The 26,967-nt window shown below is 64.1% G+C and carries 27 protein-coding genes; 15 read left to right on the top strand and 12 right to left on the bottom strand.

The features are described 5' to 3' along the window. Positions 1 to 40: 40 nt before the first annotated feature. Positions 41 to 1,579 (top strand): glycerol-3-phosphate dehydrogenase, encoded by a 1,539-nt coding sequence (gene glpD, locus OH686_RS19845; protein WP_289534694.1) that lies wholly within the window; start codon positions 41 to 43, stop codon positions 1,577 to 1,579. Here the strand turns inward: glpD and OH686_RS19840 are convergent, their stop codons facing one another. From OH686_RS19840 to OH686_RS19830, 3 genes are all read right to left on the bottom strand, one after another. Beyond that, positions 1,580 to 2,599: an alpha/beta fold hydrolase gene (locus OH686_RS19840; protein WP_289534693.1), complete on the bottom strand. Its 1,020-nt coding sequence runs from the start codon at positions 2,597 to 2,599 to the stop codon at positions 1,580 to 1,582. Between the two features lie 118 nt (positions 2,600 to 2,717). Then, the gene (locus OH686_RS19835) at positions 2,718 to 4,337 is read right to left on the bottom strand and encodes an ATP-binding protein (protein ID WP_289534692.1); all 1,620 of its coding nucleotides are present in this window, start codon (positions 4,335 to 4,337) and stop codon (positions 2,718 to 2,720) included. After that, the gene (locus OH686_RS19830) at positions 4,334 to 5,059 is read right to left on the bottom strand and encodes a winged helix-turn-helix domain-containing protein (RefSeq protein WP_289534691.1); all 726 of its coding nucleotides are present in this window, start codon (positions 5,057 to 5,059) and stop codon (positions 4,334 to 4,336) included. The genes OH686_RS19835 and OH686_RS19830 overlap by 4 nt, the downstream gene beginning before the upstream one ends. A 675-nt stretch (positions 5,060 to 5,734) precedes the next feature. On the opposite strand from OH686_RS19830, the gene OH686_RS19825 reads away from it, so the two are divergent. From OH686_RS19825 to OH686_RS19810, 4 genes are all read left to right on the top strand, one after another. Next, positions 5,735 to 8,614, top strand: coding sequence for a ribonucleoside-diphosphate reductase subunit alpha (locus tag OH686_RS19825; protein ID WP_289534689.1), 2,880 nt, complete (start codon positions 5,735 to 5,737; stop codon positions 8,612 to 8,614). A gap of 392 nt (positions 8,615 to 9,006) precedes the next feature. After that, positions 9,007 to 10,251: a ribonucleotide-diphosphate reductase subunit beta gene (locus OH686_RS19820; RefSeq protein ID WP_289534688.1), complete on the top strand. Its 1,245-nt coding sequence runs from the start codon at positions 9,007 to 9,009 to the stop codon at positions 10,249 to 10,251. A gap of 157 nt (positions 10,252 to 10,408) precedes the next feature. Further along, complete coding sequence (locus OH686_RS19815) at positions 10,409 to 11,047, top strand: DUF5343 domain-containing protein (RefSeq protein ID WP_289534687.1); 639 nt, start codon at positions 10,409 to 10,411, stop codon at positions 11,045 to 11,047. A 2-nt stretch (positions 11,048 to 11,049) separates the two neighbouring features. Next, positions 11,050 to 11,631, top strand: coding sequence for a Swt1 family HEPN domain-containing protein (locus OH686_RS19810; RefSeq protein ID WP_289534686.1), 582 nt, complete (start codon positions 11,050 to 11,052; stop codon positions 11,629 to 11,631). 839 nt (positions 11,632 to 12,470) lie between these two features. On the opposite strand, the gene OH686_RS19805 is transcribed toward OH686_RS19810, so the two are convergent. The 3 genes from OH686_RS19805 to OH686_RS19795 all read right to left on the bottom strand — a co-directional run bounded on the left by OH686_RS19805 (position 12,471) and on the right by OH686_RS19795 (position 14,348). Further along, entirely contained in the window at positions 12,471 to 12,740 is a 270-nt protein-coding gene (locus OH686_RS19805) for a DUF2798 domain-containing protein (protein WP_289534685.1), read from the bottom strand. Positions 12,741 to 13,071: 331 nt separating this feature from the next. Beyond that, entirely contained in the window at positions 13,072 to 13,263 is a 192-nt protein-coding gene (locus OH686_RS19800; protein ID WP_289534684.1) for a CsbD family protein, read from the bottom strand. Between the two features lie 185 nt (positions 13,264 to 13,448). Continuing rightward, complete coding sequence (locus OH686_RS19795) at positions 13,449 to 14,348, bottom strand: LysR substrate-binding domain-containing protein (RefSeq protein ID WP_289534683.1); 900 nt, start codon at positions 14,346 to 14,348, stop codon at positions 13,449 to 13,451. A 119-nt stretch (positions 14,349 to 14,467) separates the two neighbouring features. Between OH686_RS19795 and OH686_RS19790 the strand changes: the two genes are divergently transcribed. The 3 genes from OH686_RS19790 to OH686_RS19780 all read left to right on the top strand — a co-directional run bounded on the left by OH686_RS19790 (position 14,468) and on the right by OH686_RS19780 (position 16,446). Beyond that, a complete protein-coding gene (locus OH686_RS19790) occupies positions 14,468 to 15,169 on the top strand; it encodes an FMN-dependent NADH-azoreductase (RefSeq protein ID WP_289534682.1) in 702 nt (233 codons plus the stop codon). A gap of 95 nt (positions 15,170 to 15,264) precedes the next feature. After that, entirely contained in the window at positions 15,265 to 15,957 is a 693-nt protein-coding gene (locus OH686_RS19785) for a GNAT family N-acetyltransferase (RefSeq protein WP_289534680.1), read from the top strand. 48 nt (positions 15,958 to 16,005) lie between these two features. After that, entirely contained in the window at positions 16,006 to 16,446 is a 441-nt protein-coding gene (locus OH686_RS19780) for a hypothetical protein (RefSeq protein WP_289534678.1), read from the top strand. Positions 16,447 to 16,528: 82 nt separating this feature from the next. On the opposite strand, the gene OH686_RS19775 is transcribed toward OH686_RS19780, so the two are convergent. Then, positions 16,529 to 17,539, bottom strand: coding sequence for a sterol desaturase family protein (locus OH686_RS19775; protein ID WP_289534677.1), 1,011 nt, complete (start codon positions 17,537 to 17,539; stop codon positions 16,529 to 16,531). Between the two features lie 167 nt (positions 17,540 to 17,706). Beyond that, a complete protein-coding gene (locus tag OH686_RS19770) occupies positions 17,707 to 18,369 on the bottom strand; it encodes a dioxygenase family protein (RefSeq protein WP_289534676.1) in 663 nt (220 codons plus the stop codon). A 187-nt stretch (positions 18,370 to 18,556) separates the two neighbouring features. Between OH686_RS19770 and OH686_RS19765 the strand changes: the two genes are divergently transcribed. The 3 genes from OH686_RS19765 (at position 18,557) to OH686_RS19755 (ending at position 21,668) form a co-directional block, all read left to right on the top strand. Next, positions 18,557 to 18,856, top strand: coding sequence for a hypothetical protein (locus OH686_RS19765; RefSeq protein WP_137971531.1), 300 nt, complete (start codon positions 18,557 to 18,559; stop codon positions 18,854 to 18,856). 190 nt (positions 18,857 to 19,046) lie between these two features. After that, a complete protein-coding gene (locus OH686_RS19760) occupies positions 19,047 to 19,490 on the top strand; it encodes a DUF2846 domain-containing protein (protein ID WP_289534674.1) in 444 nt (147 codons plus the stop codon). Between the two features lie 162 nt (positions 19,491 to 19,652). After that, the gene (locus OH686_RS19755) at positions 19,653 to 21,668 is read left to right on the top strand and encodes a peptidase U32 family protein (RefSeq protein ID WP_289534672.1); all 2,016 of its coding nucleotides are present in this window, start codon (positions 19,653 to 19,655) and stop codon (positions 21,666 to 21,668) included. Positions 21,669 to 21,721: 53 nt separating this feature from the next. On the opposite strand, the gene OH686_RS19750 is transcribed toward OH686_RS19755, so the two are convergent. Further along, entirely contained in the window at positions 21,722 to 22,210 is a 489-nt protein-coding gene (locus OH686_RS19750) for a DUF2938 domain-containing protein (protein ID WP_289534671.1), read from the bottom strand. A gap of 74 nt (positions 22,211 to 22,284) precedes the next feature. Between OH686_RS19750 and OH686_RS19745 the strand changes: the two genes are divergently transcribed. Beyond that, positions 22,285 to 22,719, top strand: coding sequence for a helix-turn-helix domain-containing protein (locus OH686_RS19745; RefSeq protein ID WP_289534670.1), 435 nt, complete (start codon positions 22,285 to 22,287; stop codon positions 22,717 to 22,719). Positions 22,720 to 22,858: 139 nt separating this feature from the next. Here the strand turns inward: OH686_RS19745 and OH686_RS19740 are convergent, their stop codons facing one another. Beyond that, positions 22,859 to 23,149: a putative quinol monooxygenase gene (locus OH686_RS19740; protein WP_289534669.1), complete on the bottom strand. Its 291-nt coding sequence runs from the start codon at positions 23,147 to 23,149 to the stop codon at positions 22,859 to 22,861. 153 nt (positions 23,150 to 23,302) lie between these two features. On the opposite strand from OH686_RS19740, the gene mdaB reads away from it, so the two are divergent. Both mdaB and OH686_RS19730 read left to right on the top strand, forming a co-directional pair. Continuing rightward, positions 23,303 to 23,890, top strand: coding sequence for an NADPH:quinone oxidoreductase MdaB (mdaB, locus tag OH686_RS19735; RefSeq protein ID WP_289534668.1), 588 nt, complete (start codon positions 23,303 to 23,305; stop codon positions 23,888 to 23,890). Positions 23,891 to 23,988: 98 nt separating this feature from the next. Continuing rightward, positions 23,989 to 24,600 (top strand): hypothetical protein, encoded by a 612-nt coding sequence (locus OH686_RS19730; protein ID WP_289534666.1) that lies wholly within the window; start codon positions 23,989 to 23,991, stop codon positions 24,598 to 24,600. On the opposite strand, the gene OH686_RS19725 is transcribed toward OH686_RS19730, so the two are convergent. Further along, positions 24,570 to 25,418 carry a CAP domain-containing protein gene (locus OH686_RS19725; protein WP_289534665.1) on the bottom strand — a complete coding sequence of 283 codons (849 nt, stop codon included), beginning with the start codon at positions 25,416 to 25,418 and terminating at the stop codon, positions 24,570 to 24,572. The genes OH686_RS19730 and OH686_RS19725 overlap by 31 nt on opposite strands. Positions 25,419 to 25,536: 118 nt before the next feature. On the opposite strand from OH686_RS19725, the gene OH686_RS19720 reads away from it, so the two are divergent. Beyond that, the gene (locus OH686_RS19720; protein WP_502942752.1) at positions 25,537 to 26,445 is read left to right on the top strand and encodes a class I SAM-dependent methyltransferase; all 909 of its coding nucleotides are present in this window, start codon (positions 25,537 to 25,539) and stop codon (positions 26,443 to 26,445) included. Positions 26,446 to 26,505: 60 nt separating this feature from the next. Here OH686_RS19720 and OH686_RS19715 read toward each other — a convergent pair whose 3' ends face one another. Beyond that, positions 26,506 to 26,961, bottom strand: coding sequence for a hypothetical protein (locus OH686_RS19715; RefSeq protein ID WP_289534664.1), 456 nt, complete (start codon positions 26,959 to 26,961; stop codon positions 26,506 to 26,508). Positions 26,962 to 26,967 lie beyond the last annotated feature (6 nt).

Here is a 26,967-nt window from a genome sequence, read left to right as displayed (position 1 = left end):
AACATTCATACGTTCACATTACAACTTACGGTGCCTTGCCATGTCGCTCAGTCAGACGCCCCCCATCGCTGAAATCTACGACCTGGCCGTGGTCGGTGGCGGCATCAACGGTGCCGGCATCGCCGCCGATGCGGCCGGCCGCGGCCTCTCAGTGTTCCTTTGCGAACGCGACGACCTGGCCCAGCACACCTCCTCCGCCAGCAGCAAACTGATCCACGGCGGCCTGCGCTACCTCGAACACTACGAATTCCGCCTGGTCCGCGAGGCGCTGGCCGAGCGCGAAGTACTGCTGGCCAAGGCCCCGCATATCGTCAAACCGATGCGCTTCATCCTGCCGCACCGCCCGCACCTGCGCCCGGCCTGGATGATCCGCGCCGGCCTGTTCCTCTACGACCACCTGGGCAAGCGCGAGAAGCTGCCGGGCTCCAACGGCGTGCGCTTCGGCGCCGGCAGCCCGCTCAAGGCCGAGATGGCGCGCGGTTTCGAGTACTCCGACTGCTGGGTGGACGATGCGCGCCTGGTGGTGCTCAACGCGATGGCCGCCCGCGAACGCCACGCGCATATCCACACCCGCACCCGCTGCGTCAGCGCGCGGCGCAGCAAGGGCCTGTGGCACCTGCACCTGGAGCGCGCCGATGGCAGCCTGTTCTCGATCCGCGCCCGCGCCCTGGTCAACGCCGCCGGTCCCTGGGTGGCGCGTTTCATCCAGGACGACCTGAAGCAGAAGTCGCCCTACGGCATCCGCCTGATCCAGGGCAGCCACATCGTGGTGCCGCGCATCCACGAGGGCGAGCAGGCCTACATCCTGCAGAACGAGGACCAGCGCATCGTCTTCGTCATCCCTTGGTTGGAGCGCTTCAGCCTGATCGGCACCACCGATCGCGAGTACCAGGGCGACCCGGCCCAGGTGCGCATCAGCGAGGAAGAAACCGACTACCTGCTCAAGGTGGTCAACGCCCACTTCAAGCAGCAGCTGCAGCGCAGCGACATCCTGCACACCTACTCCGGCGTTCGCCCGCTGTGCGACGACGAATCCGACGAACCCTCGGCAGTGACCCGCGACTACACCCTGTCGCTGTCCGGCGCGCCGGGCGAGGCGCCGCTGCTGTCGGTGTTCGGCGGCAAGCTGACCACCTACCGCAAGCTGGCCGAGTCGGCCATGAGCCAGCTCGCGCCTTACTTCCCGCGCCTGTGCCCGGCCTGGACCGACCAGGCGCCACTGCCCGGCGGCGAGAACATGGACAGCCGCGAGGCCCTGGTGGACAAGCTGATCGCCCGCTTCGGCTGGCTCGACCGCGAGCTGGCCACGCGCTGGGCCGGCACCTACGGCAGCCGCACCTGGCGCCTGCTGGACGGCCTGCAGTGGCAGAACGAACTGGGCGAGCACCTGGGCGCCGGCCTGTATACCCGCGAGGTGGACTACCTGCGCCGCGAGGAATGGGCCGTGGAGGCCGAGGACATTCTCTGGCGCCGTACCAAGCTCGGCCTGTTCATGACGCCCGGCCAGCAGGCCAAGCTGCGGGACTACCTGCAGGCCAGCCGCCAGCCACAGCCCCTGGCAAGCGCTCGCGCCATCTGATCAGAGCGGCGACTGCGCCCCACTCTCCTGCCGTTGGGCCAGCTGCGCGTCGTCCATGCGATGGGCGCGCAGGTGCGGCAGCACGGCGGCCAGCAGCGGCTCCTTGAACGCCGCCTGGAAGCGATGGGCCAGACCCGGAATCAGCTTCAGCTCGCTGCCCTTTATATGGGCGGCCACGTGTACGCCATGCATCACCGGCAGCAGCGGGTCGGCGGTGCCGTGCACCACCAGGGTCGGCACCCGCAGGCGATTGAGCAGCTCCACCCGGCTCGGCTCGGCCAGTATTGCCAGGATCTGCCGCTGCACGCCCTGGGGATTGAAGGCGCGATCGTAGCTGTGCTCGGCCTCCACCAGCAGCTGTGCGCGATCCACCGCCAGACTCGGACTGCCGAGCGCGGCCAGCAGGTCGGCCTGTTGCTCGATGGCCGCGGCGCGATCCGGTGCCTCGCGCCGCGCCAGCTGCTGCCGCAGGCGTGCATCCGGTGCCGGCAGGCCCGGCGCGCTGGAGCTGGTCATCAGCAGGGTCAGGCTCTCCACCCGCCGCGGTGCCAGGTCGGCCATGTGCTGGGCGATCATCCCGCCCATGCTGGCGCCCAGCACATGGAAGCGCTGGACACCCAGCAGATCCATCAGCCCCAGGGCATCGCCGGCCATGTCGCGCAGCGAATAGGGCGCGGCGGCGCCGAGCCCCACCTGATAGCTGAGTAGCTCATAGCCCAGGTTGACCTCGGGAGCGGCGCCCGCCCAGGTCGATAAGCCAACGTCGCGATTGTCGAAACGGATCACCCGGAAGCCCTGCTCGCACAGGCGCGCGAGTACCTCATCGGGCCAGTGGATCAGCTGGCCACCGAGCCCCATGACCAGCAGCAGCGCCGGATCGCTGTCGCGGCCGATGCTCTGGTAGGCCAGGCGTACCTCGCCGACATCCGCCATGGCGGTCGGCACCTGCAGATCACAGCGAGAAGCCGCCAAGGACGGCACGCCGCACAGCAGCGCGACGAGGAAGAGCAACGCACGCATCGAGAACACCCAGAACGCAGAACCCCAGTGAAGCGCGAGTCTGCGGATGTTCGTGCGTTGGCGCTGCCACAGTTCGATGACAATTTGATGAAGGGTGCCGAACGGTAGTGACTCGGCCTCAGAGCGGCTCCGTCGTCGCCGGCTGCTCACGCGGCCACACCAGGCTGAAGTGGGCGCCACCGAGGTTGGCGCTGCGGCCGACGTGGGCGCGGCCGGCGTGCCAGTAGATGATCCGGCGCACGATGGACAGGCCCAGGCCGTGGCCGCCGGAGGCGCGGGTGCGGCTGTCGTCCAGGCGCAGGAAGGGGGTGAAGATGCGCTCCCAGGCGTCCTCGGGCACGCCGGGGCCGTCGTCCTCCACGTCCACCCGGCAGCGCTCCGGGCCGATGTTGTAGGTCAGGCGCACCCGGGCCTCGGCGTGGCGCATGGCGTTGCTCACCAGATTCTGCAGGGCGCGGTGCAGATAGCGCGGCTCGGCTTCCACCAGGGCGCTGCCGTCCGGTGCATCGCGGCACTGGCCACGGTCGACGCGGATCTCGGCACGCAGCGGTGCCAGCTCCTTGATCACCTGGTCGAGCAGCGCGCGCAGGTCCACCCGCTGATAGATCAGCTCCGGCGAGCCCTGCTCCAGGCGGGCGTAGACCAGCATCTCGTCGACCAGCTTGTCCAGCTCCTGGATGTCGCCGTCCATGCCGTCCATGTACTTGCGCCGCGCCTCGTCGCTTTCCGCGTCGCCGACCATCTCCAGGCCGAAGCGCAGCCGCGCCACCGGCGTGCGCAGCTCGTGGGACACGGCGCGCACCATCTCGCGCTGCACGTTGAGCAGGCGCTGCAGCTGCTCGGCCATGGCGTTGAAGGTGGCGGCCAGGCGCCCCACCGAGTCGGCACCCTGGGTCGGCGCGCGGGCATCCAGGCGGCCGCTGGCCAGGTGCGAGGCGGCGTTTTCCAGGGCCAGCAGACGACGTTCCAGGCGCCGCACCAATAGATAGAGGATCAGCCCGGTGAGGGTCAGGCCGAGCACGCCGATCAGCACCAGCAGCTCGGTGGGATAGGGATTCATCTGGTAGATCGGGCCGACTTCCAGCACCCAGGGCGTGCCGACCATGCCGGCGATCACGCGGATCGAATCGCCGCCCTTGCCCAGCGCCAGTACCGTGTCGCCCTCGTCCACCCGGCGCTGCTGGTCCTCGTCCAGGTCGACCCTCTCCAGGGTGACCAGGCGCAGGTCGAAGCCGAACTGCTTCTCCTCCTTGAGCGCGGCCAGGCGCCTGGGCTGCTCGACAATGGGGTAGCGCACCAGTTCGTCCATCAGCAGGTAGACGGTGGCGCGCGCCAGCTGCTCGCTGATCTGCTCCACCTCGGTGGTCAGCACCAGCTGCTGCTCGGCGCTGACCAGCGCGTAGACCCGCGCGGCGTGCGGGCCGGTCTGCTCCACCAGCACCTGGCCGCGCAGCAGACGCCCGCGTGCGCGGCCATCCAGCGGTTCGGCGGTCAGCTGCTGCAGCTCCAGCGACACGCCGATCAGCCGGCTCCAGGTCACCAGCGCCCGGCGCCGGTCCACCTCCCCCATCGGCTGCAGGCTGTCCGCCATCAGGCGGAAGGTGCCGCGCGCCAGTTGCTCGCGGTATTGATCGCTGCGCACCTCGTTGGTCAGCTGCAAGGCGCCGACGCCGAGCAGCGCGACCAGCACCAGGGCGGCGATGATGCCGCCATAGATGCGCAGGAAAATGGTGTTCATTGCAGCGCGCTGGCGGCCTCGGCGACGAACAGGTAGCCCTTGCTGCGCACCGTCTTGATCAGGCGCGGGTGCATCGGGTCATCGCCGATCTTCGGGCGGATGCGCGAGATGCGCACGTCGATGGAGCGGTCCTGGCCGTCGTACTCGATGCCACGCAGGGCGGTGAAGATCTCCTCGCGGGAGAGGATGCGCCCGGCGTTGGCCACCAGCAGCCAGAGCAGGTCGAACTCGGCGCTGGTCAGCTCGATGCCCTCGCCACGCAACCAGGCCTCGCGCATGGCACTGTCGATCACCAGCGGACCGAACTCCAGGCGCCGCTGGTTTTCCGCCGCCGGTGCCTCGGCCACGCCCTCGCTGCGCCGCAACAGGGCACGGATGCGCGCCAGCAGCACACGGGGGCGCACCGGCTTGCACACATAGTCGTCGGCGCCCATCTCCAGGCCGAGCACCTCGTCCATGTCATCGGTTCGCGCGGTGAGCATCAGGATCGGCCCGGCGAACTGACCACGCACCTTGCGGCAGATGGACAGGCCATCCTCACCCGGCAGCATCAGGTCGAGCACCACCAGGTCCGGCTGCTCCTTGAGGATGCGCGCCGCGGCCCGGGCGCCATCGGATTCGATCGCCACCTGCAGGCCATTGCCTTGCAGGTACTCCTGGGTCAACTCCGCCAGCCGCTGATCGTCCTCGACGATCAGGATTTGCCAGGCCTCTTGCTCCACGAATTCTCTCCAGCGGGAACGCCATAGTGGCGGCATTGTAACAACCGCGAACGGTTAGCACAGCGCATGCCAGAAACACTAGATATTGTGTTAGCTTCCATGCCCGCAGAATACTTTTCCCGGCCGGCAAACCCGCTCACCAGGGTCGACGAACGGTAGAAGCCAGGGTTCATGGGGCCTGCCGCGATTCCGGCGAATTTCACCCACAATTCACCCACAAGTTATCCACAGAATTGCCTTCCACCCTTCCCTTGCAATGCCCCCGTTAGCGCATTATCTTGTATCCCCATCGCGCCTCACACCTACATATGGTGTTTTACGAGGCACCGGACACTAAGAAAAAAGAATGCAGAGGGGCCCGATCCGCTCGCTACCGGTAGCACTTCCCACGCATCCGCCGCAGCGGTGGATGGTCGCGGCACGGACAGCGCAGCAAGCCCCCCAGATACACCGAACCGGTACGCAGCCACAGGCACCCACCACTATCCCTAGTGGTACAGCCCTCGGCCTCGTCACCGACTTTGGAGCCAGGAAGGCGCTTGAAGTCCGCGCCCTTACCGCCCCAAAGAATGCTTTTCTCGATGCCTGGCTGGAACGCCGGATTTCGTGACGTTTTTCAATGGAATGAACACAAGGCACCTCGGGTGTCCAAACCAATTAGAAGTGGAGAACCTCATGCACACCGACACAACTCGCGAGAACCCGCAGGCCGTGGCGCCGCAGGCAGCCGAATCCAGTCAGGATCTGGTCGCCACCGCCCCGGGCCAGCTGCGCGTGATCAAGCGCAACGGCACCGTCGTCCCCTACACCGACGACAAGATCACCGTGGCCATCACCAAGGCGTTCCTCGCAGTTGAAGGCGGCAATGCCGCCGCCTCGTCGCGTATCCATGAGACCGTCGCGCGCCTGACCGAGCAGGTCACCGCCACCTTCAAGCGCCGCATGCCGTCCGGCGGCACCATCCACATCGAAGAGATCCAGGACCAGGTCGAACTGTCCCTAATGCGCGCCGGCGAGCAGAAGGTCGCCCGCGACTACGTGATCTACCGCGAGGCCCGCGCCAACGAGCGCAAGAGCAGCACCGCCGACGTGGCCCAGCCGCACCCGAGCATCCGCGTGACCCGCGCCGACGGCAGTGTGCAGCCGCTGGACATGGGCCGCCTGCAGACCATCATCCGCGAAGCCTGCGAGGGCCTGGCCGAAGTCGACGGCTCGCTGATCGAAGCCGAGACCCTGAAGAACCTGTACGACGGCGTGGCCGAGAAGGACGTCAACACCGCCCTGGTGATGACCGCCCGCACCCTGGTCGAGCGCGAGCCGAACTACTCCTACGTCACCGCCCGCCTGCTGATGGACAACATCCGCGCCGAGGCCCTGAGCTTCCTCGACATCGCCAGCAGCGCCACTCACCACGAGATGGCCGACCTCTACGCCAAGGCCCTCCCGGCCTACGTGGAGAAAGGTGCCGAGTTCGAGCTGATCGACGCCAAGCTGAAAGAGTACGACCTGGAGAAACTGGGCCGCGCCATCAACCACGAGCGCGACCAGCAGTTCACCTACCTGGGCCTGCAGACTCTGTACGACCGCTACTTCATCCACAAGGACGGCATCCGCTTCGAACTGCCGCAGGTGTTCTTCATGCGCGTGGCCATGGGCCTGGCCATCGAAGAGCCGCAGAAGGAAGAGCGCGCCATCGAGTTCTACAACCTGCTGTCCTCGTTCGACTACATGGCGTCGACCCCGACCCTGTTCAACGCCGGCACCCTGCGCCCGCAGCTGTCCTCCTGCTACCTGACCACCGTGCCGGACGACCTGTCGGGCATCTACCAGGCCATCCACGACAACGCCATGCTGTCCAAATTCGCCGGCGGCCTGGGCAACGACTGGACTCCGGTGCGCGCGCTGGGCTCCTACATCAAGGGCACCAACGGCAAATCCCAGGGCGTCGTGCCCTTCCTGAAAGTGGTCAACGACACCGCCGTGGCCGTGAACCAGGGCGGCAAGCGCAAGGGCGCCGTCTGCGCCTACCTGGAAACCTGGCACCTGGACATCGAGGAATTCCTCGAGCTGCGCAAGAACACCGGTGACGACCGTCGCCGTACCCACGACATGAACACCGCGAACTGGATTCCGGACCTGTTCATGAAGCGCGTGTTCGACGACGGCCAGTGGACCCTGTTCTCCCCGTCCGAAGTGCCGGACCTGCACGACCTGACCGGCAAGGCCTTCGAAGAGCGCTACGAGTACTACGAAGCCCTGACCCAGTACGGCAAGATCAAGGTGTTCAAGACCATCGCCGCCAAGGACCTGTGGCGCAAGATGCTGTCCATGCTGTTCGAAACCGGCCACCCGTGGCTGACCTTCAAGGACCCGTGCAACCTGCGCAGCCCGCAGCAGCACGTGGGCGTGGTCCATAGCTCCAACCTGTGCACCGAGATCACCCTGAACACCAACAAGGACGAGATCGCAGTCTGCAACCTGGGCTCGATCAACCTGGTCAACCACATCGTCGACGGCAAGCTGGACACCGAGAAACTCGGCCGCACCGTGAAGACCGCTGTGCGCATGCTCGATAACGTCATCGACATCAATTACTACTCGGTACCGCAGGCGCGTAACTCCAACCTCAAGCACCGTCCGGTCGGCCTCGGCCTGATGGGCTTCCAGGACGCCCTGTACCTGCAGCACATCGCCTACGGCTCCGACGCGGCCATCGAGTTCGCCGACAAGTCGATGGAAGCGATCAGCTACTACGCCATCCAGGCTTCCTGTGACCTGGCCGACGAGCGCGGCAGCTACAGCACCTTCGACGGTTCGCTGTGGTCCAAGGGCATCCTGCCGCTGGACTCCCAGCAGATCCTGATCGAGGCCCGTGGCCAGAAGTACATCGACGTCGACCTGAGCGAGTCGCTGGACTGGGCGCCGATCCGCGAGCGCGTGAAGAAAGGCATCCGCAACTCCAACATCATGGCCATCGCGCCGACCGCGACCATCTCCAACATCATTGGCGTGTCGCAGTCGATCGAGCCGACCTACCAGAACCTGTACGTGAAATCGAACCTCTCCGGCGAGTTCACCGTGATCAACCCCTACCTGGTTCGCGACCTGAAGAACCGCGGCCTGTGGGACAGCGTCATGGTCAACGACCTGAAGTACTACGACGGCTCCGTGCAGCAGATCGAGCGCATCCCGCAGGACCTGAAAGACCTGTACGCCACCGCGTTCGAAGTGGAAACCAAGTGGATCGTCGACGCCGCCAGCCGCCGCCAGAAGTGGATCGACCAGGCCCAGTCGCTGAACCTGTATATCGCCGGCGCCTCGGGCAAGAAGCTGGACGTGACCTACCGCATGGCGTGGTTCCGTGGTCTGAAAACCACCTACTACCTCCGTGCCCTGGCCGCCACCAGCACCGAAAAATCCACCATCAACACCGGCAAGCTCAACGCCGTGTCCAGTGGTGCGATCGACGAGGGCAACTTCGCCGCTCCGGCCGGTCCGGCGCCAGTGCCAAAAGCCTGTGCCATTGACCAGCCCGACTGCGAAGCGTGCCAATAAGCGCACGAACCTGAGCGGCGCCCGCGTCGTTGCCCGGCAGGTCCGCCCCCATCACGTGCAGTAGCACGCTCAGGGGCTCGGACCAGCCAGGCGCCTAGCGCTCACTCGCTCAGCTTCGCGCTTGCTGCGTGTTGTTTGTAAGTAGAAGCCGCAAGCAACACGGACTGCTTCTAGTCCCCTCTCCCTCTGGGAGAGGGCTAGGGAGAGGGGCCAACAAGCAGCACCGCCCTCCCCCACGAATACAGCCCAAGCCAGTCCACCGGCAGGGGCGCCGCCCAGACAGGCGGCACGGTTTTACCCTTGCGTGCAGATCGCAACGGAACATAATCAGAATTACTGGACATTCATACAGGCCGCACAAGCCCGGCCCGATGACCAAGCAGGAGACCACCATGCTCAGCTGGGACGAATTCGATAAGGAAGATGCCACCGAAGCGGCCGCCAAGCCCGCCGCTCCCGTAGTCGGCGCCGCCATCGACAAACTGGACGACGAAGCCGCCGGCTCCGTGGAAGACGCCCGCGCCGTATCGGCCGACGACTCCGACGCCGTCGCCCGCGCCAAAAAGGCCCTGAACGACCTGGACGTCCAGGAAGGCCTGGACGATCTGGAAGGCTCCGCCGCCCGCGTACACGTCGGCGACAAGCAGATGATCAACGCCCGCGCCGACCTCAACCAGCTCGTACCCTTCAAGTACGACTGGGCCTGGCAGAAGTATCTGGATGGTTGCGCCAACCACTGGATGCCGCAGGAAGTGAACATGAACGCCGACATCGCTCTGTGGAAGAGCAAAGACGGCCTCAGCGACGACGAGCGCCGTATCGTCATGCGCAACCTCGGCTTCTTCTCCACCGCCGACAGCCTGGTTGCCAACAACCTGGTGCTGGCCGTCTACCGCCTGATCACCAACCCCGAGTGCCGCCAGTACATCCTGCGCCAGGCCTTCGAGGAAGCGATCCACACCCACGCCTACCAGTACTGCATCGAGTCGCTGGGCATGGATGAAGGCGAGATCTTCAACATGTACCACGAGATCCCGAGCGTCGCGAAGAAGGCCTCCTGGGGCCTCAAGTACACCCGCTCGATCTCCGACCCGCAGTTCCAGACCGGCACCCCGGAGACCGACCGCCAGTTCCTGCGCAACCTGATCGCCTACTACTGCGTGCTGGAAGGCATCTTCTTCTACTGCGGCTTCACCCAGATCCTCTCCATGGGCCGCCGCAACAAGATGACCGGCACCGCCGAGCAGTTCCAGTACATCCTGCGCGACGAGTCCATGCACCTGAACTTCGGTATCGACGTGATCAACCAGATCAAGATCGAGAACCCGCATCTGTGGGATGCCCAGATGAAGGACGAAGCGACCCAGATGATCCTGCAGGGTACTCAGCTGGAAATCGAATACGCGCGTGACACCATGCCGCGCGGCGTACTGGGCATGAACGCGGCCATGATGGAGGACTACCTCAAGTTCATCGCCAACCGTCGTCTGACCCAGATCGGCCTGAAGGAAGAGTACCCAGGTACTTCCAACCCGTTCCCGTGGATGAGCGAGATCATGGACCTGAAGAAGGAGAAGAACTTCTTCGAGACTCGCGTCATCGAGTATCAGACTGGTGGTGCGTTGAGCTGGGACTAAGCTCGAAATCGCCAGAAATAAAAAGCCCCGCACAGTGCGGGGCTTTTTATTTCTCTATGGAGAAAAAGCTATACCCCCCCACAGGCAAACAGCTTGCACCGTCTAACTCCTGAGCTATCGTCATCATGTATACACATCCATTACAAGGAAATACATAATGGCGAAACAATTACCATACATGAGCGCACCAGGAACCCTAACAAAAATACTGAATAAAGTTAAAGACGCAGCAGTACCAAGCACATTCAACTCAGACTTTCTCTCCACAGTACTAGGATTTAAAGGTGGAAACGCCAGAACATTTATCTCCTGGGCAAAGAAGTGCGGAATACTCAACACTGACGGGTCACCCTCAGATATCTATAAAAAATTCCGAAACCCAGGCACCTCTGGCGCCGCGATGGCTAGCGCATTAAAAATAGGCTACGAAGAACTATTTAGAAGAAACGAGTACGCGCACAAACTAAAACCTAATGAGATAAAGGGCCACATAATAGAAATTACAGGCGCCGAAGCAAAAAGCCGCACTGCAGAAATGATTCAACAGACATTCATGAATGCCCTCGCATTTGCAAATTTTGACACTGCAAATGAATTACATCTCAACACCGACACTCCTGATGAAGAGATACAGCAAACTCCAGATCGGCTAGAAAGCCTTGGCGCACCTAAAGCCCATAGCTCGCAGCTTAAGCTAGGCCTGAATTACACCATTAATCTTGTCTTACCAAAGTCAGATGACCCCAAAGTTTATTCAGCCATATTCAAATCAATCAGAGAACATCTTCTGGATTAAAGATGAACGATCTCGAGAAAATCCAGCTATTTCAAATGAAAAATATGCTACTCGAAAGCTCATTAGATGAGATCGAATCAGCACACTCATACGACTTAGGGCGAAATACACAAAAGCCTCTAGAGAAAGATCAAAGCTACTACCCTCAATTTGATCAAGACCTGAGAGTTGAAGCCAAGATAATGTCTAGCCACTACGAAGCCTTCTACTGCTTAGAGCGCTCCATCAGAAGGCTTGTCACAGAAAAAATGATTGACTTCTATGGCGCCAACTGGTGGAGCGATCAAGTCAAAGAGGAAATACAGAAAAACGTAGAAGCAAATATAAAACGTGAAATAGATGCAGGAATAACCCAGCGCTCAGAAAATCAAATCGACTACACCACATTCGGAGAACTAGGAGACATAGTTAGAAAAAACTGGGAAGCATTTGATGATCTCTTTAATTCTCAAAAAGCATTCAACCGAATAATGACAAACCTCAACATACTGCGCGGCCCAATTGCACATAGCTGCCCACTCCACAGAAGTGAAGCCCTACGACTTGGTCTTTCAATAGAAGACTGGTTCCGACTTATGGAGTAGCAAGTAAAATTGTGAAGCTTTCCAACCTACACAGTGACTTTGTTGATTGGACAATGCCGAAAGCCTGTGTCAACTGAGGTCACTCAAGACTTTTAATTCGGCCGAATCACCACTTTTCGCCCTTATGGCGAGTCACTTTCTCTTGCGTGCCCAAGAGAAAGTAACCAAAGAGAAGGGCACCCCGACATCCGGGTCTGGCCTGCGGCCAGACTTCCCTCCTTCCGGTGCCGCTCCGGGGGCCGGCGTACAAGGGGCGTCCCTGCCCCTTTAAGCGGGGACGCCTAGTTCTCTCGCCGCATCCATGCGGCTCGTCCCCCTGCGCAACACCTCCACTCGGCCTCCTGACGGGGACTCAACTCCGAGTCGCTTGAGGGTTTGTCCAAGCGCTGCGCGCCCTAACCAAGTTAGCAGGACTCGCTTTCGTAGGGTGGTCTCGCCGCAGGCAGCCCACCACACCGGAACGGTGTACTGCCCTTCGGGCACCCTACAGAAGCGACACCGCAGCCACAGGCAACTCCTCGCCCCTTCAGGAGGGTGAGCGGAATCGTTGTGTAGAGGGGTGAGCCGCATGGATGCGGCGAAAGGCTTAAAGGGCCAGGGACGGCCCTTGTAAGCCGACCCTCGGAGCAACGATGGAGCGAACGAACCCGGAGCGAAGCGCAGGGCCGGATGTAGGGGCAAGCGTTTTTGGTTACTTTTTCCGCGACTGGAAAAAGTAACCCGCCCAGCAGGGCGGAACTGATGCCACAGCCAACACGAAAACCAGCAGCGGCACGAAAGCCCCAGAACCAAAGATCAGGCCGAGCCGCCAAAGCGATCTCGGCCTGAACACACCGCCGTCAGCCAGCCCTAACCAGCACCATCGTCACCCTCCTCACCAGCGGCAACACCAGCAACAGCACGGGAAACGCGATCACCCAAGAAAGCCCCCAAGCGGCGAGCCACTTGTGCGCAAACTGCGGCGACCAGCCGATGCCCTTGAGCGTACTGATCAAGGACACGATGCAGGTCATGAAGATGGACAACAGCAGCGGCATGACCCATGCGCCATAACGCGCAGGAAGCTTGGGAATGCCGAAGACGATGGTGGATTTGGTAGAAGCGTTCATGGAGTGATCTCCTGATCCGGTCAAGCAAAGGCGCCTTTCGCCCAGCGATGGGCAAACAGCCCCGGCAATGCCGGAGTTGATGGGGCGCGTTGGTTGACGTGAACGCTTACGGTCGACGCGGAACGCGTGGACGGGGCGATGCTAAACCGCCCGGCGAACGGCTGGCAAGGCGAACGGAGCCATCTAGCAGGCAGCCCGGATATCCCGGTGGAAAACGCTTCGCGGTTTCACCACCCCAATGCGGGCCGGGTGGATAACCCTGAGTATTCCTACGTGGGACGCGGGAACGCAGCCCTCGACACTCCAGCTGCCAAGTGCCAGAGCCTTGCTATCAGGCCTTGTCGACGCCTTTTTTGATCGCGTCCTTGACGTCGCCCTTCACCTGCTGGGCTTTGCCCTTCACCTGCTGGGCATCGCCTTCGCCCTCAAGACGAGGGTTATCCGTGGCCTTGCCGACACCCTCTTTGACTTTACCGATGGCTTCGTTGGCGTTGCCTTTGATCTTGTCTTTCGTGCTGCTCATGGGGCACCTCATTCTTGATGGCTTACGGAGAATGGAGCCCGGCCGGCTTCAATCGTTTCGTTTTTCTTTTTGACCGTTCGGCCCGCCTGGAAATCAGTGGCAGTCAGGGTTGATCGAGATGGTCAGCTGGGTGTGAGGGGACGCGGAGCGTCGGGGAATGCTCAACGCGAGCGGAGCCGACGAACCTACAGCGTACAAAGCCCCCCAGGCACCGCCATCACCCAATCCCGCACCGCCCGAATCGCCGGATCATCCCGCCGGCTCTCCAGATACACCAGAAAGAACGGCTTGCCCTCCACCTCCGGCCCGAATGGCTGCACCAACCGCCCTTCCCTCAGCTCATCCTCGATCAGCTGCCGGCTCATCAACGCCACCCCCTGCACACCGATGGCGGCGGAGACCGCGTGGGTCTCGTCGGAGAACACCAGCCCGGCGCTGACATCCAGCCCCGGCACCTTGGCCTGCTTCTGCCACAGCGCCCAGTCCAGCGGCGAAGAGACCACGGCTTGGTTACGGAAGTGGATCAGCGTGTGCTTGGGCAACTCTGCCGCATCCTGCAAACCAAGCCGCGGGCTGCAGGCCGGGATGAAGGTGTTGTCGAACAGCTTCTCCGCCACCAGCCCCGGCCAGCGGCCGTCACCGTAGCGGATGGCGATGTCCGCGGTGACGCCATCCAGCGCCACCGGCTCGTGGGAGGCGTGGATGCGCAGGTCGATATCCGGGTGGGACTCACGCAGCAGGCAGACCCAGGACAGCAACCAGCGCACCGCCACGGCCGGCGTGGTGCTGAGGGTGATGGCCTGGCGGCAGGGCAGCGCGCTGAGGCGCATGGCCGTGGCGCTGATGCTGTCGAACGCCGACTCCAGCGTCTGTTGCAGCTCGCGGCCCTGGGCGGTGAGTTCCAGCTGGCGCGGCTTGCGCAGGAACAGCGCCACGCCCAGCGATTCCTCCAGGGCACGAATCTGGTGGCTGATCGCCGTGGCGGTCACCGAGAGTTCTTCCGCGGCCTGCTTGGCGCTCTCGTGGCGAGCGGCCGCCTCAAAGGCGCGCAGAGCCGAGAGCGAGGGTAGCCAGCGCTGACTCATGAATGAATTCCTCTCAGGTGTAGTGAAAAATAATGATCGTTTGTCGCCGCCACTGGCCGACCAGTGCCTGAGTCTGCTGCGAATTACAGATGAGCACAACTTCAAGCAGGAGACTCGACATGCCACACCTACTGCACCTGGATGCCAGCGCCCGCCCCGGCCTCGCCGGCAAAGACCTGCACGGCTCGCACAGCCGCAACCTGAGCCAGCGCTTCGTCAGCCAGTGGCTGGCCCGCCGCGCGCAGGACAGCCTCACCTACCGCGATATCGGCCAGAACCCGCCGACCATCATCGACCACGACTGGATCGCCGCCGCCTTCACCGCGGATGAACAGCGCGAGCCATGGATGAACGACACGCTGCAGGAGAGCGAACTGCTGATCGACGAACTGCTGGCGGCGGACGTGCTGGTGATCGGCACGCCGCTGTACAACTTCAGCATGCCGGCCGCGCTCAAGGCGTGGATCGACCAGATCGTGCGCACCGACCGCACCGTGGCGTTCGACGCCAGCAACCCACTCGATCCGTACATCCCGCTGCTGGCCGACCGGCCCCGGCACGCGGTGATCCTCGTGGCGCGCGGCGGGGTCGGCTTCGACGCGGGCGGGCAGATGGCGCACATGAACCATCTGGAAGCCAGCCTGATCACCGCCCTCGGCTTCATCGGCATCACCCGCGTGCACCAGATCGCCATCGAGGGCCAGGAAGTCGGCGGCGAGCTGCTGGCCGCGTCGGTGGCCCAGGCCATGGGCCAGGTCGATGCGCTGGTGGAGCATTTGCAGGAGGAATTGCAGGCGCGGCGTACGCCGGAGCCGGCCTGAGACGGGCTTGGGGAAACCATCGGCGGCGGCGGACGCTACAATACCGCTCCGCCGATTTCCCAAGCGGGCCTCCCCGCCTCGGAGCCACCCTGCCGATGTTCACCCTCACCCACCTGACCACCCCGCCGCCCGAGTCGCTGAAGAGCCAGGTGCTGCAGATGGTGGTCGACTACTTCAGCGACATCAGCCCCGCCCCGCTGACGCCGAGCAACCCGCTGTACCAGCTGTACCAGTACGTGATCGGCTTCGAGGTGCACCTGTACCTGCAGGCCATGGGCAGCGAGCCGGAGAGCAGCGCCCGCCTGATTCTCGCCCTCGACAATCAGGATCCATCCCTGGTGCTGGGCTTCGCCCTCTACCTGCCCAGCGCGGATGATCCGCACGCCTGCACCCTGGCCTATATGGCCGTGCAGGCCAGCCAGCGCCGCCAGGGCATCGCCCGCGCCATGCTGCAGCAGATGCAGCTGCTCCACCCGCACGCCGCGCTGGCCTGCGTGGCGAGCCGCGTGCCGACCTTCGAGGCCATGGGCTTCCGAGTGCTGGCCGCGCGCGGGCCGCAGGTGCTGATGAACACCCGCGACCACGCCTCGGACGGCCTGGTCGCGGTGCAGGACCTGGCGCCGATCTTCCAGTCCAAGGAAGTCGGGCAGATCCACGCCTACCTGGTCAAACAGCATGGCCAGAAGGCCATGCGTGACGCCGAGAAGCAGCGCGACCGTCTGCTCGACCATCTGGCCCGCCAGGCCGAGGCGGTGGTCGAGGAGCGCCGCAGCACGCGCCTGCACTGAGCAGCATCGGGGCACTAGACTGTTCGCAGAACCGCACAGGAGCCCCGCATGCACGGAATCACGATCACGCTTTTGCTCGCCCTCGCCTTGGCTGGCTGCGCCGGTGGCGGCGGCTCCGGCGATCACGTTCAGGTCAAGCTGGCCGGCACCGCCAAGAACGCCGGCAGGATCGGCCAGGCGACCCTCTCGCCGCGGGGCGATGTAACCGACATGTCGGCCTTCGTCAGCGGCGTGCCCTTCGGCGTGACGCTGCCGGTACGCCTGCTGGCCTTCATCTACCCGGGCAGCTGTCAGCAGCCCGGCGCGCAACCGGCCTACGAGCTGAACGACACGCTGCTGACCCAGCACCGGGGCTCGGCCGATGGCTGGCGCCTGTCGCGCACTGCCAAGGTGCCGCTGGCCACCCTGCGCGCGACGCCCCATGCGCTGGTGCTGCGCACCTCGGCGTCCGACGGCGGTTACGACATCTTCTGCGGGGATATCCGCTGACCGACCCAGCCTGCGCATGCCCTGGCAGCTCATCCACTTAGACAGAGGCGTATCCGGCGGCCTGCTCGGCCACCGACGGCGCTCAGCCCGGCACCCGTCGCTGGCGGGCGGCGAGCGCCTTGCGCGCGGTGTCGACGAAGGGCAGCACGATCAGGCTGTAGAGCGAGAGATAGCGGTGCGGGTCGCGCTCGGCAGTGCCGAAGTTGAGCCGCTCCGGTTCGGCCGTGGTGGTGTAGAGCGTGCCGAACATCCAGTCCCAGATCGACAGATTGGTGCCGAAGTTCTTGTGGAAGTGCCGCGGCGCATCGCTGTGGTGGATCTGGTGCTGCGCCGGGCTGTTGATGACGTGCTCCAGCAGCGGGCCGAACGATAGCCAGACCTGGCTGTGACGCAGGTTGGCGGCCAGGCTGTTGAAGATGAACACCAGATAGGTCACGCCGAACAGGGTGTAGCGACTGACCTCGCCACCGCACAGGTACCAGAACGCCCCGGCATAGGCACCGAGCAGCACAGCGGTGAGCAGGTTGTCGGCGAGCTTCTCGAGGAAATGCACGCGGCTGGCCGTCAGCGGCACCAGCACCGGCGCCGAGTGATGCACCTTGTGGAACTCCCACAGCCAGCGCGAATGGAAAGCGCGGTGGCTCCAGTAGCTGGCGAAGTCATTGATCAGGAACACACCCAGGCCATAGAGCAGGCTCAGGCCCAGATTTTCCCCCAGTTGCGGGCGGGCGCCCCAAAGCTGGGTGAAGAAGGCCACGTAGTCAGCCGAGCGCAGCACATAGGGATCGACCAGCCCGATAATGGGCACCACCAGCAGCACCTTGAGCAGGGCGCGCACGAAGTAGTAGCGGTAATCCAGCAGGGCAGACGGATGCAGATGCACGCGCCAGCCGCCGAGGAACTGCCAGAAGGAAGGCGCCTCGGTCAGCCCCTGCCGCCGGCGCCAGCGGTACAACAAGTAGGCGGTGCCGTAGGATAGGCCAATGAAGAACGCACCGATGCGCCCGTTGAGGTCGAACAGCCCCTTGAATTGCTTAACCACTGCAGCCAGCAGCCAGCTCAGCTGCTCGTAGGCAAGCGACAACTCGTCCACGTCCGGTGCCCTCCCCATTGAAAGCGGCAGCCATGATAGGCAAGTCGATCTCGTTGGCAAATGAGAATTTGTCCCCTCAGCTCATGACCAGGAGACTCCGCAATTTCAGGAGTGGATCACTCGCCCGTCATCGGGTCGGGCACAACGCCGTACGGCACGGCCCTGCGCTAGAACCCCCGCGCCAAGACGATATCGAACACCCCACGCCGCCCTGCTTCCGCCATCTCCAGCGCGATCACGTTGGCCGGATGCTGGCTGGCCCAAGGGTCCTTGGCGATGAAGGGGTCGCCGGCGAAGTACAGCTGCAGGGTCACCGGCACGTGCAGCGCTTCCATCACCCGGAAGTGGATATGCGCCGGCCGGGTGATTCCGCCGTACTGCTCCAGCCCCGGCAGGTTAGGCGGCACCGGGTAGCGGCCGGGCATCACCGTCTCGATGCGGTAGCGGCCCTGAGCATCGGTGTAGAGCATGCCACGCAGGTGGAAGCGACCCTTGTCGGTGTAGTTGCCGGGAGTCTGGGTGTCGTACAGGCCGGCACCGTTGGCCTGCCAGATTTCGACCAGGGCATTGGCAACCGGTGTGCGGCAGTCCGCGCTGAGCACCGTGCCGCTCACCACCAAACGCTCGCCTGTCTCCTCCGGCCCGGCCAGTTTGGCCAGGAAAGGCGCGCCGAAGCGGTAGTAGGGCCCGAGGATATCGCCCTCGGCGGGCCGGCAGAGCTGCTTCGCCAGGGCCGGCGCGGCCAGCAGGCCACCGCCCAGGAACATCGCACCACCGCAGAGGAAATGGCGCCGAGAGAGGCCGGCGCCTGCCTTTCGCTGCTTGTCCACGCCAACCTCCCGGCTCGCCGACGCTGCGCTTCGTTCAGCCTAGGCCGCCGCTACCGGTACCGCTGCGCCGTTCATCCGCGCTCGCCGCGTGCAGGGTTCACAGTTGAACGAAGCGGAGCGGCAAGCGAGGAACCTTCCTGGGTTGCCTGACCCTAACGCGCTTTCGCCACTACCACAGGACCCGACCATGCATACCCTCGCCCGCCTCTGCCTGCTCAGCGCCGCCGCCTTCTCCCTCGGCGCCTGCTTCGACCAGGAGCAGAACGAAACCCAGAGCAAGATCTGCATCTACAACACCGACCCTCAGGCCGAACGCTGCAAGGCCGGCCAGATGGCCTGGTTCCGCCCCGATGACGGCCAGCTGATCAGCGAACAGATGGCCCTGAGCGTCGCCGCCGCTTACTGCGACTTCGACCACCAGGTGATGCACAACCGCGCCGGCGTGGTGTGCGTGTTCACTGACCAGCGCCTCGGCAACGTGCAATAGCAATCGATCGAGCCGACTGCATGGCATGCGTTCGGCTCGAAATCCCACCTCGTTCCCTCGGCACGAAGCCGGAAAATGATCGGAATCTGCCGGAAGCAGCTTGCTTTCCCGAGTCGCCACAGTAAGGTAGCGACCGCTGGCAGAATGATATCGCGCCGGCCATACACCAAAACTCAGGAACGAGTAATTCATGTCTAAGAAATCGATGATGTGTGCAGCAGCGCTGAGCGTTGCCCTGCTGTCGGGTTGTGCATCTGTTCCCATGGAATCCAACGAGAAGGATCAGGAACTCAAGACGTTCCCCGCCCCGCCCCAGGACCAGGCTGGGCTGTATATCTTCCGTGACTCCTCCATGGGCCCGATCCTCAAGAAAACCGTCAAGGTTGACGATCAGGTGATCGGCGAGACCGCAATCAACACCTACTTCTATCGCCCCCTCGCTCCCGGCGCGCATGTGCTAGCCACCGAGTCCGAATTCAGCGACAACAAGCTGAACCTGAACGCCGAGGCCGGCAAGAACTACTACGTTCGCCAGTACATCAAGTTCGGCGTCTTCGTCGGCGGCGCGAACCTGGAGCAGGTGTCCGAAGCCGAAGGGCAGAAGGGCGTAGCCAGCACCAAGCTGGCCCGCTAAGCAGAACGTCCGGCCATGCCCAACCGAGCGGGCATGGTCGGAACCGACCAAACGCAGAATCACCCAACAGAATCCAGCCATCCGGCACCTCGGCGTGCCACCCTCCCCTCGCCCCGCTACAATGCGCGCCTTGCCGTGCCACGCCTATAAAGAAGAAACACCATGTCCCTGCCCAAGAACCATCTGGAACTGCTCAGCCCTGCCCGTGATGTAGCCATCGCGCGGGAGGCCATCCTGCATGGGGCCGATGCCGTGTACATCGGCGGGCCGAGCTTCGGCGCGCGGCACAACGCCTGCAACGAGGTCAGCGAGATTGCCGAGCTGGTGAAGTTTGCCCGCCGCTACCACGCGCGGGTGTTCACCACCCTCAACACCATCTTCCACGACGACGAGCTGGAGCAGGTGCGCACGCTGATCCACCAGCTGTACGACGCCGGAGTCGATGCGCTGATCGTGCAGGACATGGGCGTGATGGAGCTGGATATTCCGCCCATCGAGCTGCACGCCAGCACTCAGACCGATATCCGCACCCTGGATCGGGCCAAGTTCCTCGACCAGGCCGGCTTCTCCCAGCTGGTACTGGCACGCGAGCTGAACCTGCAGGAAATCCGCGCCATCGCCGACGCCACCGACGCGGCCATCGAGTTCTTTATCCATGGCGCGCTGTGCGTGGCCTTCTCCGGCCAGTGCAACATCTCCCACGCGCAGACCGGGCGCAGCGCCAACCGTGGCGACTGCTCGCAGGCCTGCCGCCTGCCCTACACCCTGAAGGACGACCAGGGCCGCGTGGTGGCCTTCGAGAAGCATCTGCTGTCGATGAAGGACAACAACCAGAGCGCCAACCTGCGCGCGCTGGTCGAGGCCGGCGTGCGCTCGTTCAAGATCGAGGGACGCTACAAGGACATGGGCTACGTGAAGAACATCACCGCCCATTACCGCAAAGAGCTCGACGCCATCCTCGAAGACCGCCCGGACCTGGCCCGTGCCTCCAGCGGCCGTACCGCGCACTTCTTCCTGCCCGATCCGGACAAGACCTTCCACCGCGGCAGCACCGACTACTTCGTCACCGACCGCAAGGTCGACATCGGCGCCTTTGACTCGCCGACCTTCACCGGCCTGGCTGTGGGCAACGTGGAGAAGGTCAACAAGCGCGACCTGATCGCCGTCACCCATGAGCCGCTGTCCAACGGCGACGGCCTCAACGTGCTGGTCAAGCGCGAGGTGGTGGGCTTCCGCGCCAACATCGCCGAGCTCAAGAGTGAGTTCGAGGAAGACGGCGAGAAGCGCTACCGCTACCGCGTCGAGCCCAACGAGATGCCCGAGGGCCTGTTCCGCCTGCGCCCCAACCATCCGCTCTCGCGCAACCTGGATCACAACTGGCAGCAGGCGCTGCTCAAGACCAGCGCCGAGCGCCGTATCGGCGTGAACTGGAAGGCCGAACTGCGCGAGGAACAGCTCAAGCTGACCGCCACCAGCGAGGAAGGCATCGCCGTGGAGGTCGCCCTGCCCGGCCCGTTCGGCGTGGCCAACAAGCCGGAACAGGCGCTCGACGGCCTGCGTGACCTGCTGACCCAGCTCGGCACCACCGAATACCACGCGCTGGACGTGGCGCTGGACGCCCCGCAGGCATTCTTCGTGCCCAACTCGCAGCTCAAGGCATTGCGCCGCGAGGCCGTCGAGAAGCTGACAGAGGCCCGCGTCGCTGCTCACCCGCGCGGCAGCCGCAAGGCCGAGACCACCCCGCCGCCGGTGTACCCGGAGTCGCACCTGTCGTTCCTCTACAACGTCTACAACCAGAAGGCCCGCGACTTCTACCACCGCCACGGCGTGCAGCTGATCGACGCGGCCTACGAGGCCCACGAGGAAGAAGGCGAAGTGCCGGTGATGATCACCAAGCACTGCCTGCGCTTCTCCTTCAACCTGTGCCCCAAGCAGGCCAAGGGCGTCACCGGCGTGCGCACCAAGGTGCAGCCGATGCAGCTGATCCATGGCGACGAGGTACTGACCCTCAAGTTCGACTGCAAGCCGTGCGAGATGCACATCATCGGCAAGATGAAGGGGCATATCCTCCACCAGCCGCAACCGGGTAGCGCGGCCCACAGCAAGATGGTCGCCAGCATCAGCCCGGAAGACCTGCTCAAGACTATCCGCAACAAGCCGACCGGCTATAGCCACTAGGCCGCGGGCCCGGATGCAATTCGGGAAACGCCCTGCCCCGGATTGCATCCGGGCTACAACCGAGCCACCAGCCAGCCCGTCAGATACAGGCCCAGGCCGAACACCAGATGGGTGAGCAGCGCCCGCGAGCGAACCTGCCAGGGCTTCGCCGTGCGCGCCGCGGCGATGCCCATGCCGAACGCCGGCTGCATCAGCAGCAGCGGCGCGGCCACGGTAAGCCCGCCAAACGCCAGCGCCGGCCATAGCGTCGGCCACTGCAGCCATTCGCCGCCCACCAGCGCCAGAAACGCTCCGGCGAAGGCCAGCCCGGTCAGGTAGTGAAAGGCCCAACCCAGCGGCCGCTCGCCGCGTACCGACGGCGCCTTGCCGATGGCCGAGTGACGAAACCGGCCGTGACGCATATGCCCCAGCCAGCGCCCGACCAGTCCGTAGTCCAGCGCGGGCACGCCGAAGAAGCGTTTGCGCGCCAGCGCCCACAGGTCCATCACCAGCGTCGCGCCGATACCCAGAACGATTGCCTGCACGATCATCTCGACTGCCATAGCCACCTCCATCTACCCTGTCTGAAAAGCCTGCAAAGCAAGGCTGCCAGTTGAAGTCGACTTGAGGTCAAGCGATGAAAGAGATGGATATCGGCAAGGTCGCGCGCTGGTCCGGCCTGCCGGCCTCGACCCTGCGCTACTACGAGGAAAAGGGGCTGATCCGCTCCATCGGCCGCAACGGCCTGAAGCGGGTGTTCGGCGAGTCGGTGCTACAGCGTCTGTCGCTGATCGCCCTGGGCCGCACCGCCGGCTTCTCGTTGGACGATATCGCCGAGATGCTGGCGGCCGAGAACGGTCCGGCCATCGACCGGCAATTGCTGGAAGACAAGGCCGATCAGCTGGACTTGACCATCAGGCGCCTGTCCGCCATTCGCGACGGCCTGCGCCACGCCGCGGTCTGCCCGGCCGAAAATCACCTGGCCTGCCCCAAGTTCCAGCGCCTGATGGGCATCGCCGCCAGGCAGGCGGCGAAGAGCAAGCAGGCGCCCACGCCGCCGGAAAAGGCTTAGAACCTATTTACGATCTCCTGGCCGTCGGCCATACGGCGTTAAAAACAGTCTCGGAATGCTCATTTACAGCTCGTAAACTCCGCTTCCTCGACTGTTTTTGCCTTGTCTGGCTCTAGCCCAGAAGATCGTAAACAGGCTCTTAGGCGCTGAGCATCTCGATCTCGCGAATCTCGAAGTCGCGGCGCAGGTAGTCCATGCGCCGCTCGCTGAACTCGCGCATATGCGGCATGGCCGTGTGTTCGGCGAAGGCCTCCCGCGATGCCCAGACCTCGAAGAAGATGAACAGCGTTGGATCGGCCGCATCGCGCAGCATGTGGTACTGCACGCAGCCGGCCTCGGCGCGGCTGGGCTCAACATAGGCGCGGAACAGCTGCTCGAAGGCCTCGGCCTGCTCGGCTCTGGTATGGGCGTGAAGGATAAAGCCGTACATGGTGCGCTCCGGGATGGGTGATGGGCACACCCTAGCGCAACAGCAACCTCTGCATTCATGACTTGTCAGCAACAATCATTTGCCCGGGAGCGGCTGTTTCCAGCGGGAGCGCCTGCGTAACCTGCCGGCCATTCGATATGCCCGGAGGCTCCCATGAAAAAGATCCTGCTTCTCAACGGCGGCAAGCAGTTCGCCCATTCCGACGGCCGCTACAACGCCACCCTGCACGACGCGGCCGTGGCCTACCTCGACCGCGCCGGTTTCGACGTGAAGACCACCTTCATCGACGGTGGCTACGACGCCGAAGAGGAAGTGCAGAAGATCCTCTGGGCCGACCTGGTGATCTACCAGATGCCGGGCTGGTGGATGGGCGCGCCCTGGACCGTGAAGAAGTACCTCGACGAGGTGTTCACCGCCGGCCACGGCAGCCTCTACGCCAACGACGGCCGCACCCGCTCGGATGCCTCGCAGAAGTACGGCAGCGGCGGCCTGATCCACGGCAAGAAGTACATGCTATCGCTGACCTGGAACGCCCCGCAGCAGGCCTTCGACGACCCCACCGACTTCTTCGAGGCCAAGGGCGTGGACGCGGTGTACTTCCCCTTCCACAAGGCCAACCAGTTCCTCGGCATGAGCGCCCTGCCGACCTTCCTCAGCACCGACGTGATGAAGATGCCGAACATCGAGCGCGACGTCGCCCGCTACGAGCAACACCTGACCGAGGTGGTGAAGGCGCTGTGATTCAAACCATATGCAGCGCCATCATGGTGCTGCATCGCTTCACCTTAGACGCGGCCTTGAGATAGCCTTGCGACCACTTTTTTCGCAAGGAAGCTCCCATGTCGCAGGATCTCCAACCACATCCCCTCACCAAGCCCATTCGCCGCCTGACCTTCGCCGTTTGGGTGGTTGCCGCCGGGCTGTTTTTCAGCACCCTGGCGCCCTACATCGCCTTATTCTTTCCGCAAATCTATGTCGCCCAGGCGGAAAATATCGAAGAGTCACTTAACAAGACGCTAAGCAAAGAGAAATTCAGCGTCAGCACCAAGCCCACCGTCGAGAAACAACCATTCAGCACTATTCCCGGTGAACAATTTCATGCCATGTCACTGGACGAAAGGATTGAGCACGCCAGCGCGATAGCAGTGACCCGCATTGAAAAGACCAGCGATGGGAAGCAACGCCAGGTTATCCAGGAGTTCCTGAAAAAGGCCCCCGGTGTAACCCTCTACCACGAGGTGGGCAGCGAATTCCAAAGCCGCTATGCCAGTGGCGATGACATGGACTATGGAGACGGCGCCATCGTCTTCTTTCTAGGCTCGCCAGCGCGCGCCATCTCTTGGTCGTACTTCAGCGGCGACCGTGTCGATAGCCTCGAAGGCATTCCCCTCACGCTGCTGCGTGAAAAGTGCAAACAGGCTCAGGGCGCGCCGAACAGCGCCGTCCAGTAGATGCCGGCGTCGCTCTTCGGGTCCACCGCGTAGGCGGCGCCCAGCTCGCTGAGTTCGGGGCTCATCAGGTTGGCGCAATGGCCGGGGCTGGCCAGCCAGCCATCGACCACGTTGCGTGCGCTGTCGCGCCCGGCGGCGATGTTCTCGCCGATGCGCTGGCCGGAGTAGCCGGCCAGTTCGGCGCGGTCCCCGGGGGTGCGGCCATCACGGTCGCGGTGGTCGAAGAAGTTGCCGTTGGCCATGGCCCGGCTGTGCGCCTCGGCCGTGCTGCCCAGCACGTCGTTCCAGGCCAGCGGCGCGGCGGCGGCGAAGGGCTGCTCGCCACAGTTGCGCGCCTGGCCGCGGGCCACGTTGATCTCCGCCAGCAGCTTCTTGCCCTCCGTCTGCCAGTCGCCCAGGCGGCCGCCCAGCAATGGGCGCGCCAGCACGATGCGCCAGTCGCGGTCCGCGCGGCTGACGCCGACATCGACGAACTGCGGGTCCAGCACCACCTTGCAGAAGCTTTCGCGCAGCGCCTGCATGGCTGCGGCCGCATCGCGCGGGCCGGACAGGGTGATCGCCTGCACGTTGACCATCGGGTAACCGGCGCGGGCCAGGGCGTCCTGCAGGTCGCCAGCGCCAGTGGCCGGCAGTACCAGGCGGATATCCGCGGTCAGCGGCGGCAGCTCCGGCGAGGCCTGTTCGGCGCAGCGTTGCACCTGGCTGCGGTAGGCGTTGATCGACTCGATCAGTTCGGCCTCATCGGCGGCCTGTACGGTCGTGGCGAGCAGACCGAGCGACAGGGCGGCGAGGCGCAGAGCGGATGACATCAGGTGCATTGGAATCCCCAGTTCTTGTGGCCCCATCATGCCGCTTATGGCGGCGCCGGGAAATGCCGAGCTTGCCCGCTGAAGACCAGCAGACTACCGTCGCGTTCCCGAGCAACGGAGTGCCGCCATGGACAAGTCCCCCGACCTGAACTCGTTCGCGCTGAACAGGGCCAACTGGAACGAGCGCGCCGACCTGCACGCCGCCTCGCCGGACTATGAAGCGGAGCGCTTCGTCGCCCAGCCCGCGCATCTATCCGCCGTGGTGCGCTTCGACCTGCCACGCCTGGGCGATATCGCCGGGCTGCGCGCGGTGCACCTGCAGTGCCATATCGGCACCGACACTCTGTCGCTGGCGCGGCTCGGCGCGAGCATGACCGGCCTGGACTTCTCCCCCGCCTCACTGCAGCAGGCACGCCGGCTGGCGGCGCGCTGCAGCACCGCCATCGACTATGTCGAGGCCTCGGTGTACGACGCTGCCACGGTACTCGCGCCCGCCTCGTTCGACCTGGTGTACACCAGCATCGGCGCGCTGAACTGGCTGCCCCGCATCGACGACTGGGCACGCAACGTCGCCGCCCTGCTCAAGCCGGGCGGGCGCCTGTTCCTGCGCGAGGGCCACCCGCTGCTGTTCTGCCTGGACGAGGACTGCCAGGACCAGTTGGTGATCCGCCATCCCTACTTCGAACAGACGCAGCCCATGGTGTGGGACGACGAAAGCACCTATGTGCAGACCGACCAGACGCTGAGCGCCACCATTACCCACGAATGGAACCACGGGCTCGGCGAGATCATCTCAGCGCTGCTGCGCCACGGCCTGGACATCAGCGGGCTGGAGGAGCACGACAGCATCCCCTGGGAGGCCCTGCCCGGGCAGATGGTCCTCGGCGAGGACGGTGAATGGCGACTGCGCAGCGGGCGTGAGCGCGTGCCGCTGAGCTACACGTTGCAGGCGGTCAGAGCCGGTTTACGGTCTTCTGAATTAGAGCCAGACAAGGCAGAAGCGGTCGAGGAAGCGCAGTTTACGAGTGGTAAATGAGCATTCCGAGACCGCTTTTAACGCCGTATGGCCGACAGTCAGGAGATCGTAAATCGGCTCTCAGACGTAGATGCTGATGCCGCCCTTTTCCTGCAACCAGTCGCGGTAGGTGGTCAGCGAGTCGGTGCTCTTGTCGCCGTTGCTGCCGGTGAAGGCCTTGCTGTCGCCCAGGCCCGCGTCGATCAGCTTGTTCACCTGCACCAGCAGCTTGGCGGCGTCCTCGCGATCCAGCGTGGCCACGTCCGGCAGCTCGATCTGGGTGCTGTCGCCGTTCAGGTTGGGATCCAGCGAGGCGCGATCGCTGGCCAGCTGAGGGCCGCTGCCACCCTGCAGCGCCCGCAGCAGGCCGCCCTCGCTGCGGGCGACCATCTGCCGGGCCAGGCTGCGCAGCTCGGCAATCGGGTCCTTGGTGCTCTCGGCGGGCTTTTCCTGGCTGGCTGGCGTGGCGGCGGTGGCGGCCTTGCCACCACTGGCGAGGTAGCTGGCCAGCGGCGAGTTGGTGCTGATGGTGGTCATGGCGGT

The sequence above is a fragment of the Pseudomonas sp. SO81 genome, assembly GCF_030374125.1.
Taxonomy (GTDB): domain Bacteria; phylum Pseudomonadota; class Gammaproteobacteria; order Pseudomonadales; family Pseudomonadaceae; genus Aquipseudomonas.
This window is presented reverse-complemented; position numbering and strand designations above follow the sequence as displayed.

What these genes read in the sequence shown, in the direction of transcription:
- glpD (WP_289534694.1), top strand. Translation starts at nt 41, where the DNA reads ATGTCGCTCAGTCAGACGCCCCCCATCGCTGAAATCTACGACCTGGCC.
- OH686_RS19840 (WP_289534693.1), bottom strand. Translation starts at nt 2,599, where the DNA reads ATGCGTGCGTTGCTCTTCCTCGTCGCGCTGCTGTGCGGCGTGCCGTCC.
- OH686_RS19835 (WP_289534692.1), bottom strand. Translation starts at nt 4,337, where the DNA reads ATGAACACCATTTTCCTGCGCATCTATGGCGGCATCATCGCCGCCCTG.
- OH686_RS19825 (WP_289534689.1), top strand. Translation starts at nt 5,735, where the DNA reads ATGCACACCGACACAACTCGCGAGAACCCGCAGGCCGTGGCGCCGCAG.
- OH686_RS19820 (WP_289534688.1), top strand. Translation starts at nt 9,007, where the DNA reads ATGCTCAGCTGGGACGAATTCGATAAGGAAGATGCCACCGAAGCGGCC.
- OH686_RS19815 (WP_289534687.1), top strand. Translation starts at nt 10,409, where the DNA reads ATGGCGAAACAATTACCATACATGAGCGCACCAGGAACCCTAACAAAA.
- OH686_RS19810 (WP_289534686.1), top strand. Translation starts at nt 11,050, where the DNA reads ATGAACGATCTCGAGAAAATCCAGCTATTTCAAATGAAAAATATGCTA.
- OH686_RS19805 (WP_289534685.1), bottom strand. Translation starts at nt 12,740, where the DNA reads ATGAACGCTTCTACCAAATCCACCATCGTCTTCGGCATTCCCAAGCTT.
- OH686_RS19800 (WP_289534684.1), bottom strand. Translation starts at nt 13,263, where the DNA reads ATGAGCAGCACGAAAGACAAGATCAAAGGCAACGCCAACGAAGCCATC.
- OH686_RS19795 (WP_289534683.1), bottom strand. Translation starts at nt 14,348, where the DNA reads ATGAGTCAGCGCTGGCTACCCTCGCTCTCGGCTCTGCGCGCCTTTGAG.
- OH686_RS19790 (WP_289534682.1), top strand. Translation starts at nt 14,468, where the DNA reads ATGCCACACCTACTGCACCTGGATGCCAGCGCCCGCCCCGGCCTCGCC.
- OH686_RS19785 (WP_289534680.1), top strand. Translation starts at nt 15,265, where the DNA reads ATGTTCACCCTCACCCACCTGACCACCCCGCCGCCCGAGTCGCTGAAG.
- OH686_RS19780 (WP_289534678.1), top strand. Translation starts at nt 16,006, where the DNA reads ATGCACGGAATCACGATCACGCTTTTGCTCGCCCTCGCCTTGGCTGGC.
- OH686_RS19765 (WP_137971531.1), top strand. Translation starts at nt 18,557, where the DNA reads ATGCATACCCTCGCCCGCCTCTGCCTGCTCAGCGCCGCCGCCTTCTCC.
- OH686_RS19760 (WP_289534674.1), top strand. Translation starts at nt 19,047, where the DNA reads ATGTCTAAGAAATCGATGATGTGTGCAGCAGCGCTGAGCGTTGCCCTG.
- OH686_RS19755 (WP_289534672.1), top strand. Translation starts at nt 19,653, where the DNA reads ATGTCCCTGCCCAAGAACCATCTGGAACTGCTCAGCCCTGCCCGTGAT.
- OH686_RS19750 (WP_289534671.1), bottom strand. Translation starts at nt 22,210, where the DNA reads ATGGCAGTCGAGATGATCGTGCAGGCAATCGTTCTGGGTATCGGCGCG.
- OH686_RS19745 (WP_289534670.1), top strand. Translation starts at nt 22,285, where the DNA reads ATGAAAGAGATGGATATCGGCAAGGTCGCGCGCTGGTCCGGCCTGCCG.
- OH686_RS19740 (WP_289534669.1), bottom strand. Translation starts at nt 23,149, where the DNA reads ATGTACGGCTTTATCCTTCACGCCCATACCAGAGCCGAGCAGGCCGAG.
- mdaB (WP_289534668.1), top strand. Translation starts at nt 23,303, where the DNA reads ATGAAAAAGATCCTGCTTCTCAACGGCGGCAAGCAGTTCGCCCATTCC.
- OH686_RS19730 (WP_289534666.1), top strand. Translation starts at nt 23,989, where the DNA reads ATGTCGCAGGATCTCCAACCACATCCCCTCACCAAGCCCATTCGCCGC.
- OH686_RS19725 (WP_289534665.1), bottom strand. Translation starts at nt 25,418, where the DNA reads ATGCACCTGATGTCATCCGCTCTGCGCCTCGCCGCCCTGTCGCTCGGT.
- OH686_RS19720 (WP_502942752.1), top strand. Translation starts at nt 25,537, where the DNA reads ATGGACAAGTCCCCCGACCTGAACTCGTTCGCGCTGAACAGGGCCAAC.
- OH686_RS19715 (WP_289534664.1), bottom strand. Translation starts at nt 26,961, where the DNA reads ATGACCACCATCAGCACCAACTCGCCGCTGGCCAGCTACCTCGCCAGT.